The 13334-nt window shown below is 65.4% G+C and carries 12 protein-coding genes; 7 read left to right on the top strand and 5 right to left on the bottom strand.

Annotated elements, in window-relative coordinates:
* Nucleotides 1-4: 4 nt before the first annotated feature.
* The 3 genes from IC761_RS34255 to IC761_RS34245 all read left to right on the top strand — a co-directional run bounded on the left by IC761_RS34255 (nucleotide 5) and on the right by IC761_RS34245 (nucleotide 3591).
* A complete protein-coding gene (locus tag IC761_RS34255) occupies nucleotides 5-595 on the top strand; it encodes an SCO family protein (protein WP_195801015.1) in 591 nt (196 codons plus the stop codon).
* Nucleotides 596-814: 219 nt separating this feature from the next.
* Entirely contained in the window at nucleotides 815-1729 is a 915-nt protein-coding gene (locus tag IC761_RS34250) for an ABC transporter substrate-binding protein (RefSeq protein WP_195801014.1), read from the top strand.
* A 218-nt stretch (nucleotides 1730-1947) separates the two neighbouring features.
* Nucleotides 1948-3591 carry a lysine--tRNA ligase gene (locus IC761_RS34245; RefSeq protein ID WP_195804869.1) on the top strand — a complete coding sequence of 548 codons (1644 nt, stop codon included), beginning with the start codon at nucleotides 1948-1950 and terminating at the stop codon, nucleotides 3589-3591.
* A 187-nt stretch (nucleotides 3592-3778) separates the two neighbouring features.
* Here IC761_RS34245 and IC761_RS34240 read toward each other — a convergent pair whose 3' ends face one another.
* Complete coding sequence (locus tag IC761_RS34240; protein WP_195801013.1) at nucleotides 3779-4432, bottom strand: S24 family peptidase; 654 nt, start codon at nucleotides 4430-4432, stop codon at nucleotides 3779-3781.
* A 309-nt stretch (nucleotides 4433-4741) separates the two neighbouring features.
* Between IC761_RS34240 and IC761_RS34235 the strand changes: the two genes are divergently transcribed.
* Nucleotides 4742-5086 (top strand): DUF952 domain-containing protein, encoded by a 345-nt coding sequence (locus IC761_RS34235; RefSeq protein WP_195801012.1) that lies wholly within the window; start codon nucleotides 4742-4744, stop codon nucleotides 5084-5086.
* Entirely contained in the window at nucleotides 5083-6180 is a 1098-nt protein-coding gene (locus IC761_RS34230; RefSeq protein ID WP_195801011.1) for a quinone-dependent dihydroorotate dehydrogenase, read from the top strand. The genes IC761_RS34235 and IC761_RS34230 overlap by 4 nt, the downstream gene beginning before the upstream one ends.
* 86 nt (nucleotides 6181-6266) lie before the next feature.
* Here the strand turns inward: IC761_RS34230 and IC761_RS34225 are convergent, their stop codons facing one another.
* The 4 genes from IC761_RS34225 to IC761_RS34210 all read right to left on the bottom strand — a co-directional run bounded on the left by IC761_RS34225 (nucleotide 6267) and on the right by IC761_RS34210 (nucleotide 10952).
* Nucleotides 6267-7592, bottom strand: coding sequence for an MATE family efflux transporter (locus IC761_RS34225; RefSeq protein WP_195801010.1), 1326 nt, complete (start codon nucleotides 7590-7592; stop codon nucleotides 6267-6269).
* Nucleotides 7593-7679: 87 nt separating this feature from the next.
* Complete coding sequence (locus IC761_RS34220) at nucleotides 7680-7985, bottom strand: DUF6460 domain-containing protein (protein WP_195801009.1); 306 nt, start codon at nucleotides 7983-7985, stop codon at nucleotides 7680-7682.
* A 271-nt stretch (nucleotides 7986-8256) separates the two neighbouring features.
* Complete coding sequence (locus IC761_RS34215; protein WP_195801008.1) at nucleotides 8257-9918, bottom strand: ATP-dependent DNA ligase; 1662 nt, start codon at nucleotides 9916-9918, stop codon at nucleotides 8257-8259.
* The gene (locus tag IC761_RS34210; protein WP_195804868.1) at nucleotides 9915-10952 is read right to left on the bottom strand and encodes a ligase-associated DNA damage response exonuclease; all 1038 of its coding nucleotides are present in this window, start codon (nucleotides 10950-10952) and stop codon (nucleotides 9915-9917) included. The genes IC761_RS34215 and IC761_RS34210 overlap by 4 nt, the downstream gene beginning before the upstream one ends.
* 53 nt (nucleotides 10953-11005) lie before the next feature.
* Between IC761_RS34210 and IC761_RS34205 the strand changes: the two genes are divergently transcribed.
* Nucleotides 11006-11932 carry a class I SAM-dependent DNA methyltransferase gene (locus IC761_RS34205; protein ID WP_195801007.1) on the top strand — a complete coding sequence of 309 codons (927 nt, stop codon included), beginning with the start codon at nucleotides 11006-11008 and terminating at the stop codon, nucleotides 11930-11932.
* A 116-nt stretch (nucleotides 11933-12048) separates the two neighbouring features.
* A complete protein-coding gene (locus IC761_RS34200; RefSeq protein WP_195801006.1) occupies nucleotides 12049-13278 on the top strand; it encodes an ABC transporter substrate-binding protein in 1230 nt (409 codons plus the stop codon).
* Nucleotides 13279-13334 lie beyond the last annotated feature (56 nt).

Genomic DNA, 13334 nt, shown 5'->3' with positions numbered 1-13334 from the left:
GCTCATGAGCTCCGCCGCCCGTCCGCTGGTGATCGCGACCGCCTTCGCCGCAAGCCTCGTCGTCGGTCTGCTGGTGCTGTTCTGGGCCATGGGCGGGGTGAGCAAGGTGACGCAGGCCGCCGCGATCGGCGGCCCGTTCCAACTCACCGACCAGAACGGCAAGGCCGTGACCGAACAGAGCCTGAAGGGCAAGCCGACCCTGATCTTCTTCGGCTACACCCATTGCCCCGACGTCTGCCCGACCTCGCTGTTCGAGATGTCCGAAGTCCTGCGCGCGATGGGCAAGGATGCCGACAAGGTCAACGCCGTCTTCATCTCGGTCGACCCCGAGCGCGATACGCCCGCGACGATGAAGGATTATCTCTCGAGCTTCGACCCGCATCTTGAGGGCCTCAGCGGCGACCCCGCCGAGACCGCCAAGGTGATTACGTCGTACCGGGTCTACGCCAAGAAGGTCCCGACCAAGGACGGCGACTACACCATGGACCACACCGCGCTGATCTATCTGATGGACCGCGACGGCCGCTTCGTCTCGCCGTTCAACCTGAAGCGCACGCCCGAAGAGGCCGCCACCGACCTGAAGCGGTATCTTTGAGGTTCACCTCTCCCGCTTGCGGGAGAGGTCGCGCCGGAGGCGCGGGTGAGGGTTCTCTCCGCCCTGGGATCCTCGCGAGCGGCGAAACCCTCTCCCCGACCCTCCCCGCAAGCGGGGGAGGGAGCGCACCTTCACCGTGGCTGCATTCCCTGCTCGCCTTCGCGGCCGGATGGTCTATAAGGCCGTCCGACCCCAACACAGATCGTGTTAATTCCGCTGATGGCTCCGTTGCGACAGCCGAAATCGCTCAGAACCGCCTGCCTCTTGCTGGCCGTCGCCACCTGCCTGCTTGCTGGCCAGCCCGGCGCGAGCGCGCAGACCCCCGCCAAGCAGCCGCCGGCGGCGCCCCAGGCCTCGCCGCAAGCCGCCCCCCAGGCCGTGCCCGGCTTCTGGGACCCGCGCCGTCGCCCGGAGCGGCCGGACCTGTCGCGCCTGACCGTGATCCGCTTCCTGACCGAGACCGACTATCCGCCGTTCAACTACACCGGCGCCGACGGCAATCCGGCCGGCTTCAACGTCGACCTCGCCCGTTCGCTTTGTGAAGAGATCAAGGTCACCTGCACGGTGCAGATGCGCCGCTTCGAGACGCTGGTCGATGCGCTTACCTCGAACCGGGGCGACGCCATCATCGCCTCGATGGCAGTGAGCCCGCAGCTGCGCGCCCGCGTCGACTTCACCGATCCCTATTACCGCGTGCCGGCGCGCTTCGCCTCGCGCAAGGATGCGGTGATGCCGGAGATCCGCCCGGAATATCTCGAGGGCAAGAAGGTCGGCGTCATCGCGGGCTCGGCGCACGAAGCCTATCTCAAGGCGATGTTCACCGACGCCGAGCTGCATGGCTATCCCAACGACGACGCCATGCGCGCGGCGCTTCGCAAGGGCGAGGTCGACTTTATCTTCGGCGACGCCATCTCACTCGCGTTCTGGATCAACGGCACGGATTCCGGCGATTGCTGCGCCTTCTCCGGCGGCCCTTTCGTCGAGAGCCGCTTCTTCGGCGAGGGCATTGGGATTGCCGTGCGCAAGGGCAACGACGTGCTGCGCCAGGCGCTGAATTGGGCGCTGTTCCGCGTCTGGGAAAAAGGCCGCTACACCGATCTGTGGCTGCGCTATTTTTCGGTGAGCCCGTTTTGACGGGGGCCCCGCTCCCTCGGCCGTCATTGCGAGGAGCCCTTGCGACGAAGCAATCCAGCTGCCGTAGGGTGGGCAAAGGCGCGTCAGCGCCGTGCCCACCGTCTTCAGGAGTGGTGGGCACGCTTCGCTTTGCCCCCTACGATTCTGCGATAGTTGCTCCGCAACTTTTGCATTCTGCCCGGAAATCGCTATTTTCCGCGGCCCGGAGGCCTTTCTTGATGTCCGTTATCGATCCCAACATGAGCCCGAGCGATCTGCGCGCGCTCGCCGAACAATCCAACGCCTGGCCGTTCGAGCAGGCGAAGGCCATTGTCGCGCGGCTGAAGAAAAGCCCGAAGGACGAGGTGCTGTTCGAGACCGGCTACGGTCCGTCGGGCCTGCCGCATATCGGAACGTTCGGCGAGGTCGCGCGCACCTCGATGGTGCGGCATGCTTTCCGCGTGCTCACCGAGGACAAGATCAAGACGCGCCTGCTCGCCTTCTCCGACGACATGGACGGCCTGCGCAAGGTGCCGGACAACGTGCCGAACAAGGATCTGCTTGCGCAATATCTCGGACGCCCGCTCACCGCGGTGCCGGACCCGTTCTCGAACGAATATCCCTCGTTCGGCGCCGCGAACAACGCGCGCCTGCGCGCGTTTCTGGATCATTTCGGCTTCGATTACGAATTCGCGAGCTCGACCGAGTACTATAAGTCGGGCCGCTTCGATGCGACGCTGCTGAAGATGCTGGCCGCCTACGATCAGATCATGGCGATCATCCTGCCGACGCTCGGGCCCGACCGTCGCGCGACCTATTCGCCGTTCCTGCCGATCAGCAAGACCACCGGAATCGTGCTGCAAGTGCCGATGATCCGCCGCGACGTCGCGGCCGGCACGGTGACCTATGTCGACCCTGATACCAACGAGGAAGTCGAGACATCAGTCACCGGCGGCAATGTCAAATGCCAGTGGAAGGCCGATTGGGCGATGCGCTGGGTCGCGCTCGGCGTCGACTACGAGATGGCCGGCAAGGACCTGATCGACTCGGTAAAACTCTCCGGCGCGATCGCCAGGGCGCTCGGCGCCACGCCGCCCGAAGGCTTCAATTACGAGCTCTTCCTCGACGAGAAGGGCCAGAAGATCTCGAAGTCGAAGGGCAATGGTCTCACCATCGACGAATGGCTGCGCTACGCCTCGCCGGAATCGCTGTCGCTGTTCATGTATCGCGAGCCGAAGGCGGCGAAGCGGCTGTTCTTCGACGTCATCCCGCGCCAGGTCGACGACTACCAGCAGTTCATCGACGGCTTTGCGAAGCAGGATGACAAGCAGCAGCTTGGCAATCCCGTCTGGCACATCCACAACGGCCATCCGCCGCAGGGCGACATGCCCGTGACGTTTCAGCTTCTGCTGACGCTGGTATCGTCGTCGAACGCGGAAAATGCCGAGACGCTGTGGGGCTTCATCGGCCGCTACCGTCCCGGCGTGAGCCCGCAGACGCATCCGAAGCTCGATGCGATGGTCGGCTACGCCATCAATTATTACCGCGACTTCGTCGCGCCGACGAAGCAGTTCCGCGAACCGAATGAGACCGAGCGCGCCGCGCTCCAGGATCTGCGTGATGCGCTGTCGCAGCTGCCGCCGGAATCCTCGGCCGAGGACATCCAGAACGTCGTCTACGAGATCGGCCGCCGCGATCCCTTCCTCGACCAGGTCAAGAAGGGGAAGGACGGCCGTCCCGGCGTCACGCTCGACTGGTTCAACATGCTCTATCAGGTGCTGCTTGGCCAGGAGAAGGGCCCGCGCTTCGGCTCGTTCGTCGCGGTGTATGGCGTGCAGAACGCGGTCAACATGATCGACGGCGCGCTGGCGAGGAGCGCGTGAGAGGGCGGTGTTTCCACATCGTCGTCCCGGCGAAGGCCGGGACCCATACCGCGTGATCTATCGAGGAGTAACGGTGGTCGTACCGAAGAACTTGTAACTACAAGTCGTCGCCAAACATCTCCCTGTGGTTATGGGTCCCGGCCTTCGCCGGGACGGCACTGAATGTGTGACGGCCGCTTTGCGCTCCTCACTGGCTCGCCCAGACGATCCTGGCGATCCACGCCACCTCACCCACCGCGATCGTCCGCTCTGCCTGCGCCGCATCGAGCGGCTGCAACTCCAGCGCCTTGGCGGTGCGGCGCTTCAATGTCGCGACCGTCACGTCGCCCGCCTTCGTCTTCAACAGCACGCGATCGCCTTTGCGGATCGGCGTTTCGGGGGAGACCAGGATGACGTCGCCGTCGCGATAGGCTGGCCGCAGCGTATCGCCTGAGATCTCCAGCGCAAACGTGTGCTGATCCTCCGCGGTCGGAAGCGCGATCTCGGTCCAGCCTTTGCCAGCCGGAAAGCCGGACTCGTCGAACGCGCCGGTCGCGCTGGCGTGCGCGAAGCCGAGCAGCGGCACGGTTCGGCCATCGCCGGAATCGTCGTCGATCAGCCTGGCAAAAAGGTCGATCGACGACTCGGCCGCGGCCAGCGCCTTCGCGATCGATTCGGTCGAGGGCCAGCGCTCGCGGCCGTCAGAGGTGACGCGCTTGGACTTGTTGAAGGTGGTGGGATCGAGGCCGGCACGCTTGGCGAGGCCGGATGGCGACAGCCCGGCGCGCGCGGCCAGCCGATCCAGCGCGCCCCAGATCTGGTCGTGGGTCAGCATCCTCTGCGCTTTGGCCTGCGTGACCATGGAAGGGTCCAGCCCGTCGCAACTCAGGAAAACTATCCTCAAATCAACCGGTTTTCCGTTTTCGGTGCAAGGGGCGGTTGGCAAAGCGTTTTCGAGCGAAGTGGATACCGGTTCGCGTTCAAGAAAACGCGTCAGAACAAGAATTTAGAGCCCCGTCCCGATTCATCGGGACGGAATAGGCTCTAACTCTTGAGTTCGGGAGGTGTGGCCTTTACGGTCGCGCTCCGGGTTCTAAGGGCCTGCGAGAAACGAAAAATCCCAAGAGAGTCAAAGAGCTGACTCCACGGGCAAACAGGGCTCCGGCAAGCGGTGGTCAAGATCTACAAAATCTGTCCGGCCTCGGCCTGGCGCGAGGCGGAACGGCAGGGCGTCTACCGTGGCAGCGCGGACGATTCGCGCGACGGCTTCATCCATTTCTCCACTGCCGCCCAGGTTCCCGAGACCCTGCGCAAGCATTATTTCGGCCAGCGCGCGCTGTTCCTGGTCGAGGTCGATGGCGATGCGCTCGGAGCCGAGCTGCGCTGGGAGCGCTCGCGCAATGAGGAGCTGTTTCCGCATCTTTATGGCGAGCTCGATCTGGGCGCGGTCATCTCGGTGATGAACCTCAACATGCGTTCCGACGGCGGCCACGACGTTCCGGAGCTTGCCCCGTGATCCGCGCCTTCGACGCCTTTTCGCTGCCGGTGCTGCGCTGGCTCGATCCGGAGGACGCGCATCGCCTCGCGATCCAGGGCTTGCGCTTCCTGCCGCCGGTCAAGCCGCGACCCGAAGATCCAAAACTCGCGGTGCGCGCGTTCGGGCTCAACTTTCCGAACCCGATCGGCATGGCCGCGGGTTTTGACAAGAACGCCGAGGTGCCTGACGCGCTGCTGCGGCTCGGCTTCGGCTTCGTCGAGATCGGCTCGGTCACGCCGAAGCCTCAAGCTGGCAATCCGCGGCCGCGGTTGTTTCGGCTCGAGCGCGACGAGGCCGTCATCAACCGCATGGGCTTCAACAATGATGGCGCGGAAGCCGCACTTCGGCGGCTCGCCGCGCGCGCGGAGCATGGCGGCATCGTCGGCGTCAATGTTGGTGCCAACAAGGATTCGCCCGACCGTGTCGCCGATTACGTCAAGCTGATCGAGACCTTTGCACCGGTCGCGAGCTATTTCACCGTCAACGTGTCGTCGCCGAACACGCCGGGCCTGCGCAACCTTCAGGAAGGCGCGCTGCTCGACGATCTGCTCGGACGCGTGATCGACGCGCGCGAGCGGGTGCGTGAGAGCGCCGGCGACACGCCGGTGCTCTTGAAGATCGCGCCGGACCTGAGCCTCGCCCAGCTCGACGACGTCGTGCAGGTCGCACGCTCGCGCCGGGTCGATGGCATGATCGTGTCGAACACGACGATCGCGCGGCCGAGCACGCTGCGCGAGGAGATGCGCGCCAAGGAGCAGGGCGGCCTGTCCGGCCGGCCGCTGTTCCGCCTGTCGACGCGCATGGTCGCGGAGACCTATGTCCGCGTTGAGGGCGCGTTCCCGCTGATCGGCGTCGGCGGCGTCGATTCCGGCGGTGCCGCGCTGACCAAGATCCGCGCCGGCGCAAGCCTGATCCAGCTTTATTCGTCGCTGGTCTATAAGGGCCTCGGCCTCGTCGACGAGATCAAGCGCGACCTGACGTCAACTTTGCTGCGCACGGGCCGGGATGCGCTGTCCGAAATCGTCGGTGCCGATGCCGCGACGCTCACCGCGGAAGACTGGCCGGGGATGTGAGTCCCGTAGCCCGGATGGAGCGAAGCGCAATCCGGGATTCTAACCGCGCACACGAAGACCCCGGATTACGCTGCGCTCCATCCGGGCTACGGTTTCGGAAACGTCGCCCGATACAGCGCCGGATACTTAGCCCCCTGCAATCCGCCACGCGCGACGTAGAACGCGATCAGCGCGCACCACAGGCCGGTATTGCCGAACGATTGCAGCGACCACCAGACCCCCAAGAAGATCGCGAGGGAAGCCAGCATCAGATTGCGCATCTCGCGCGCCCAGGTGGCGCCGACATAGATGCCGTCGAAGCCGAAGGCGAACACGCCGGGCACCGGCGCCAGCACGATGAACGGCAGGAAGTCGCGCGCGGCGCGGCGGACATCGTCGCTCGTGGTCATGAAGTTGATCAGGTTCGGCCCAAACAGCGCGAACAGCACCGCGACGACCATTGCGAAGCCAAGACCCCACAGCAGCACCAGGCGGGTCGAGTCGGCAAATCCTTTTGCATCGCGCGCGCCAAAAGTGCGGCCGCAGAGCTGCTGGGCCGCGTTGGCGAGCCCGTCGAGGAAGAAGGCGCTGACGAGAAGAAAGTTGTTGAGCACGGAGTTCGCGGCCAGTGTGACGTCGCCGGCGCGCGCGCCCTTGGCGGTGAAGAACAGGAAGACGGTGATCAGCGCAGCCGTGCGGATCAGGATGTCGGTGTTCACCGCAAGCATCCGCATCAGTTTTTCGCGGTTGAACAGCATTGCGCGGGGAACGGCAAAGCCGCCGTGAGCATAGCGCCGGCAGACGATCACGCCGAGGGCGAAGCCGATGCCCTCGGACAGCAGCGCCGCGATCGCCGCGCCAGCGATGCCGGTGTCGTAGACCAGCACCAGCAAAATCGTCGCGGCCATGTTGATGAGGTTGATGACGACCTGGAGCAGCAGCGCCGGATTGGCGCGGGCCTGTCCGACCAGCCAGCCGAGAATGACGTAGTTCGCAAAGGCGAACGGCGACGACCAGATCCGGATCATGAAGTAGGTCTTGGCGGCGTCCGTCACGCCCGCGCTGCCGCCCATCAAATCGAACAGCACGGCGGCGAGCGGCAGTTGCAGCGCGATCAGCGCCAGTCCGATCAGCCCTGCGACGATGAAGCCGCGCACCAGGATCACGGTCTGCTCGCGCGTCTCGCCGGCGCCGAGCGCCTGGGCGGTGAAGGCGAGCGTGCTCATGCGCAGGAAGCCGAACAGCCAGAACAGGCAGTCGAAGATGACGGACGCCATCGCGACGCCGCCGAGCAGGGCGGCATCGTCGAGCCGCCCGATCGCGGTGGTCGAGACCACGCCGATCAGCGGCGTGGTCAGGTTCGCGACCATCGCAGGACCTGCGATGGCGAACACCTGGCTAGAGCCGACTTTGGGATGAACGGGGGCGTGCATGTCAGCTGCGTGTATCCGACCCCTGCGCCGAATGCACCATCGCGGCTGGCATGGCGTGCTTGCGCCAGCCGCGTGTTTCAGAGGGCGTTAGCGGCTGCGCGGCGTGCCGAAGACGCGCGAGAGCAGCCAGATCGGGATCACGATGACTGCACCGAGCAGGAAGTAGCGCCACAGCCAGTTGACGGCATCGAAGCCGAGATCCCACAGCCGCTGGAACAGCAGGCGAATGCTGATGAGGATATTCCAGGGGTCGAAGCCGATCGCGGCCAGCACGACGCCGACCAGGATCGAGAGCAGGACCAGGCGAAACGCGACCGCCAGCGGCGAGCCGCCGAGAAAGCGGTGCAGGCCATCGCTGTGGCCGGCCGGCAAATCTCTGACGTCTTGGACCATCTCAAACTCCTCGGGCGGATTCGCCCCGATTATAAGTCACGGCGGGGGACATGGGGAACCCCGGCCCGACCGTCAATCATCTTACCGCGTTTTAATTCGGGCAAGCACGCGCCGCGGGCTGGCTGCGACCTCTCCCGCTTGCGGGAGAGGTCGGCGCGGAGCGCCGGGTGAGGGCTCTCTCCTCTGGGGGCATCCCAATGCGGAGACACCCTCTCCCCACCCCTCTCCCGCAAGCGGGAGAGGGAGCGCGCACTGCCGTTTCGGCAGCACTTCAAGCTTCAACCTCCGCCCCCTCAGCTTTCAACATCTTTTCGAGCGTTTCCAGCCGGTCCGCCTCCCGCGGCGGCTTGTCCCAGCGCAGCCGGCTGATGCGGGGGAAGCGCATCGCGACGCCGGATTTGTGCCGGGGCGAGCGTTGCAGGCCTTCGAAGGCGACCTCAAGCACCAGCCCCTTGTCCGCCTCGTGCACGACGTGGCGGACGGGACCGAATTTTTCCGTGGTGTTGCGGCGGACGAAGCGGTCGATCTGGAGCAATTCCTCGTCGGTGAAGCCGAAATAGGCTTTGCCGACAGGTACCAGCTCGTCGCCGCTTTCACTCTCGGTCCAGACGCCAAATGTATAGTCGGAATAATAGGACGACCGCTTGCCGTGACCGCGCTGCGCGTACATGAGCACAGCGTCGATGATGTGCGGATCGCGCTTCCACTTCCACCATTGGCCTTTTGGTCGCCCCGGCAAATAGGGCGCATCACGCCGCTTCAGCATCACGCCCTCGACGGCGTCGGCGTCTTCGCCCGCGCCGGCGCTCGCCGGATCGGCGCGCGCGGCCGTGAGCGCGCCCCAGCTGGCGAAGGGAACGGTCGGCGAGAGATCGATGCGGGGATCGTCGAGCGTCTTGACGAACTTTTCCAGCCGTTCGCGCCGCTCCGCGAACGGCAGCTCGCGCAGATCATTCTCGTCATCGCCGAGCAGATCGTAGGCGCGCAGGTGGATCGGGAATTCCTTGATCAGCTTTGCCGAGACGATCTTGCGATTGAGGCGCTGCTGGAGAACGTTGAAGCTTTGCACGCGGCCCTCGCGCAGGATCAGAAGCTCGCCATCGATTGCGCCCGGCAGGCGCAGTGACGGCACGAGGTCCGGAAAGCTGCCGGTGATGTCCTCGCCGGTGCGTGAATAGAGCCGCGCCGTGATGTGGCCGCGATCGTCGCCGCCTGCGACCGCCTGCACGCGGATGCCGTCCCATTTCCATTCGGCGACGTAGTCGGCGGGATCTAGTGCGGCGAAATCGGTATCCTCGATCGCATGCGCCAGCATCACCGGGCGGAACGGTGCGGGATCGCGATTGACGGGCTTTTCCGCGCGGCCTTCCAGCCAGGCAAACAAATCGAGATAGGGTGGCGAAAGACCCGGCCAGATCAGCTCGACCTCGTGCGGGTCCTTGTCGCCGAGCGCGGCCGCCGCGGTCTTCGCCAGGCGTGCGGAGATGCCGATGCGCAGCGCCCCGGTGACGAGCTTCAACAACGCCCAGCGGCCGGTCTCGTCGAGCTCGTCGAGCCAGCGCTCGAGCTGCTTTGGCAGCTCGGTCTTGCCGAGCGTGCGCAGCGTGGTGACGACGTCGGTCAGGGTGGGAGGAGGTGGGTTGTTGTGGGCCGCCATCGCCGCCTTCGGCCACATCAGCGCGACCGTCTCCGAGAGGTCGCCGACGTAGTCATACGACAGCCCGAACAGCACCTCATCCGTGCGCGCCGCAATCAGATCGCGGATCAGGGCCGGCTTGGCATGCTTGAAGCTGAGCGCGCCGGTGAGCGCCGCCAGCGCATAGCCGCGGTCTGGATCGCCAACCTCGCGGAAATAGCTGGTGATCAGCCGCAGCTTGTTGTTGCGGCCGGGCTCGTAGGCGAGGCGGTCCAGGAGTTCGGCGAAGCGGTTCATGCCTCGCCCTTCGCCGCGACCGGCGTCTCGTTCTCGTCCTCGTCGCCATAGCCAACCAGATCGAGCGGTTGGGCGCGCAAGCCTTGTGATTTGCACCAATGCACCAGCGCGTCTTCCTGACCGTGGGTGACCCAGATCTCGCCGGCGCCGGTCGCCGCGATCGTCGCGGTGAGGCCATCCCAATCGGCGTGGTCGGAAATCACCAGCGGCAATTCGACGCCGCCCTGCCGCGCCCGCGCGCGCACGCGCATCCATCCCGACGCAAATGCGGTGACGGGGTCCAGAAAGCGCCGTGTCCAGATGTCGGCTGTCGCAGACGGCGGCGCCAGCGTGATGGTCCCGGCGAGCGCCGCCTTCTTCATGCCGGCCACAGGCCTGAGCTCGCCGAGTGCGATGCCGCGGCTCTGGTAGTAGTGTGTGATCTTCTCCATCGCGCCATGCAGATAGATCGGCGCGTCGTAGCCGGCCTGGCGCAATAGCGCGATCACGCGCTGCGCCTTGCCGAGCGAATAGGCGCCGACCAGATGCGCGCGCTCCGGAAACAGCGCGACCGAGGCCAGCAGCTTCTTCAGCTCATCGGCCGCATCGCCATGCCGGAACACCGGCAGGCCAAACGTGGCCTCGGTGATGAAGACGTCGCAGGGCACGAGCTCGAACGGCGTGCAGGTCGGGTCAGGCGCGTCCTTGTAGTCGCCGGAGGCGACGATGCAGGTGTCCTTGGCTGTCACCGCGATCTGCGCCGATCCCAGCACATGGCCGGCCGGATGGAATTTCACACTGACGTCGCCGAGCCGGATCTCCTCGCCATAGCGAATCGCTTGCGTCGAGCCGGCGAAATTCTCGCCATAGCGCAGCCGCATCATGTCGAGCGTCTCCTGCGTCGCCAGCACGGCGCCATGGCCGGCGCGGGCATGGTCGGAATGGCCATGCGTGATCACGGCCCGCTCCACGGTGCGGACCGGATCGATGTGGAAGCCGCCGGGCTTGCAGCACAGGCCGGCAGCAGATGGCAGCAGGATGTCTTGCGGACGCATGTTTGTCATATAGGCTGCGCCGCGCCTTCTTCGAGTCGTTCCCTGGTTTCAAAATGCCGCTCCGCCTGTTCCTGACCTCCGGCGATCTCATGGCCGACCGCCGTTTCGAGTTCGCGCGCGACCTCCAGCTCAAGGGCGACCTGTCCGCCGCCGCCGACCTGCTGGAGCAGGCCATCGAGCTTGCGCCGACCTTCACCTCGGCCTGGTTCACGCTCGGCGAAATCCGCCTCCAGCTCGGCGAGCGCGACAAGGCGATCGCGGCGTTTCGCAAAGCCCGCGACTCCGATCCCGAGGACCAGCACGGTGCCGGCCTGCATCTGATCCGGCTCGGCGATGCGCAGCTCGCCGAAATGCCCAAGGCCTATGTGCAGGCGCTGTTCGACCAATACGCGCCGCGCTTCGAGCACGCCCTGATCAACGATCTCGGCTATCGCGCGCCGTCGCTGATCTTCAAGGCGGTGCTCGCCGCGCGCGTCGCCGCGAAGAAGCCCGCCTTTTTCAAGCGCACCATCGATCTCGGCTGCGGCACCGGGCTTGCGGCGGCGGCCTTCGCAAAGCAGGTCGACCATTTCATCGGCATCGATCTGTCGCCCGGCATGATCAAGGAGGCGCGCGCCACCGGGCTCTATGCCGAGCTCGAGGTCGCCGACATGATCGAAGGCCTGCACGGCAAGGCTGACGCGAGCGCCAACCTCGTCGTTGCCGCGGACGCCTTCGTCTATCTCTCCGATCTCGCGCCGGTGCTGAGCGAAGCCAGGCGCGTGCTCGCATCGGGCGGCGTGCTCGCCTTCACGCTGGAAACGCATGCGGGCGATGGCATCGTGCTCGGCGAAGGCCTGCGCTATGCCCATTCGGCGGAATATGCGCGCGGCGCGATCGCGAAGGCCGGGCTCAAGCTGCTCACGCTGGAGCCCTGCTCGCCGCGCAACGAGAACAACGAGCCGGTGCGCGGCCTCGTCGTCGTGGCCGAGAAAACTTGAGTCTAGGCGCTAGCTCCTTGCGATCTGAGCGTCATTCCGTCGCAAAGCGATGACTTCCCACTTGCGAGCGGCGCTGCGTTCCCAGCACAATGCGCGCACCAGGGAGAGAAATAACAATGACGACAAATCCATCGCGGCGCGATGTCAGCGCCGCCGCGCTCGCCACCATCGCCGCATCCGTGCTGCCCGCGCCTTACGTCTGGGCTGCGGAGAAGAAATACGATGCCGGCGCCAGCGACACCGAGATCAAGATCGGCCAGACCGTGCCGCATTCCGGCCCCGGCTCGCTCTACGGCGTGCTCGGGCGCATAGGCGAAGCCTATTTTCAGATGCTGAACGAGAAGGGCGGCATCAACGGACGCAAGATCAAATTCCTCACCATGGATGACGCCTACAGCGCGCCGAAATGCGTCGAGGCGACGCGGCGTCTGGTCGAGCAGGAGGAGGTGCTGGCGCTCTACGGCTCGCTCGGCACCGCGCCGCAGACCTCCGTGCACAAATATCTGAACGCGAAGGGTGTGCCGCAACTCCTCCTCAACACCGGCGCGTCGAAGTGGAATAACCCGAAAGAGTTCAAATGGACGATGGCGGGCCTGCCGCTCTATCCGACCGAGGCGCGCATCCTGGCGCGCCACGTCGTTGCCGTGAAACCGAACGCCAGGATCGGCATCCTCTACCAGAACGACGATTTCGGCCGCGACTTCCTCGGCCCGTTCAAGAAGGTGCTGGCCGATGCCGGCGGCACCGCATCTGTCATCATGGAGCAGACCTACGATCTCAGCGATCCCACGGTCGATTCCCAGCTCATCAATCTCTCGAAATCCGGCGCGGACGTCTTCTACAACATCACCACCGGCAAGGCGACGTCCCAGTCGATCCGGAAGGTCGCCGAGCTCGGCTGGAAGCCGTTGCAATTGCTGTCGGCGGGCTCAACGGGCCGCTCGATCCTCAATGCTGCAGGGCTCGAGAACGCCGCCGGCATCGTCGCCATCCGCTACAACAAGGAGGTCGGCCTGCCCAAATGGGAGAAGGACCCGGACGTCATGGCGTTCGAGGAGCTGCGCAAGAAATACATCCCGACCATTGACCCTGACAACACCATCGCCTTTGCCGGCTACGGCCAGGCCGTCACCATGGGCGAGATCCTGCGCCGCTGCGGCGACGACCTCACCCGCGCCAACGTGCTGAAGCAGGCCTCGAACCTCAACGGCTTCCACTCGCCCTATTTCCTCGACGGCGTCACCTACAGCTACACGCCGGACGACTACACGCCGATGAAGACACTCTACATCTCGATCTTCAGCGGCAAGGACTGGGACATCTCCGACACGCCGATGTCGGAGTAAGGGGCCGCGATCGAGGTGCCGTAGGCTGGGCAAAGGCGCGTAGCGCCGTGCCCACC

The sequence above is a fragment of the Bradyrhizobium commune genome (genome assembly GCF_015624505.1).
GTDB lineage: Bacteria > Pseudomonadota > Alphaproteobacteria > Rhizobiales > Xanthobacteraceae > Bradyrhizobium > Bradyrhizobium commune.
This window is presented reverse-complemented; position numbering and strand designations above follow the sequence as displayed.

What these genes read in the sequence shown, in the direction of transcription:
- IC761_RS34245 (WP_195804869.1), top strand. Translation starts at nt 1,948, where the DNA reads ATGTCCGTTATCGATCCCAACATGAGCCCGAGCGATCTGCGCGCGCTC.
- IC761_RS34240 (WP_195801013.1), bottom strand. Translation starts at nt 4,432, where the DNA reads ATGGTCACGCAGGCCAAAGCGCAGAGGATGCTGACCCACGACCAGATC.
- IC761_RS34210 (WP_195804868.1), bottom strand. Translation starts at nt 10,952, where the DNA reads ATGCGTCCGCAAGACATCCTGCTGCCATCTGCTGCCGGCCTGTGCTGC.
- IC761_RS34250 (WP_195801014.1), top strand. Translation starts at nt 815, where the DNA reads ATGGCTCCGTTGCGACAGCCGAAATCGCTCAGAACCGCCTGCCTCTTG.
- IC761_RS34215 (WP_195801008.1), bottom strand. Translation starts at nt 9,918, where the DNA reads ATGAACCGCTTCGCCGAACTCCTGGACCGCCTCGCCTACGAGCCCGGC.
- IC761_RS34255 (WP_195801015.1), top strand. Translation starts at nt 5, where the DNA reads ATGAGCTCCGCCGCCCGTCCGCTGGTGATCGCGACCGCCTTCGCCGCA.
- IC761_RS34200 (WP_195801006.1), top strand. Translation starts at nt 12,049, where the DNA reads ATGACGACAAATCCATCGCGGCGCGATGTCAGCGCCGCCGCGCTCGCC.
- IC761_RS34205 (WP_195801007.1), top strand. Translation starts at nt 11,006, where the DNA reads ATGCCGCTCCGCCTGTTCCTGACCTCCGGCGATCTCATGGCCGACCGC.
- IC761_RS34220 (WP_195801009.1), bottom strand. Translation starts at nt 7,985, where the DNA reads ATGGTCCAAGACGTCAGAGATTTGCCGGCCGGCCACAGCGATGGCCTG.
- IC761_RS34225 (WP_195801010.1), bottom strand. Translation starts at nt 7,592, where the DNA reads ATGCACGCCCCCGTTCATCCCAAAGTCGGCTCTAGCCAGGTGTTCGCC.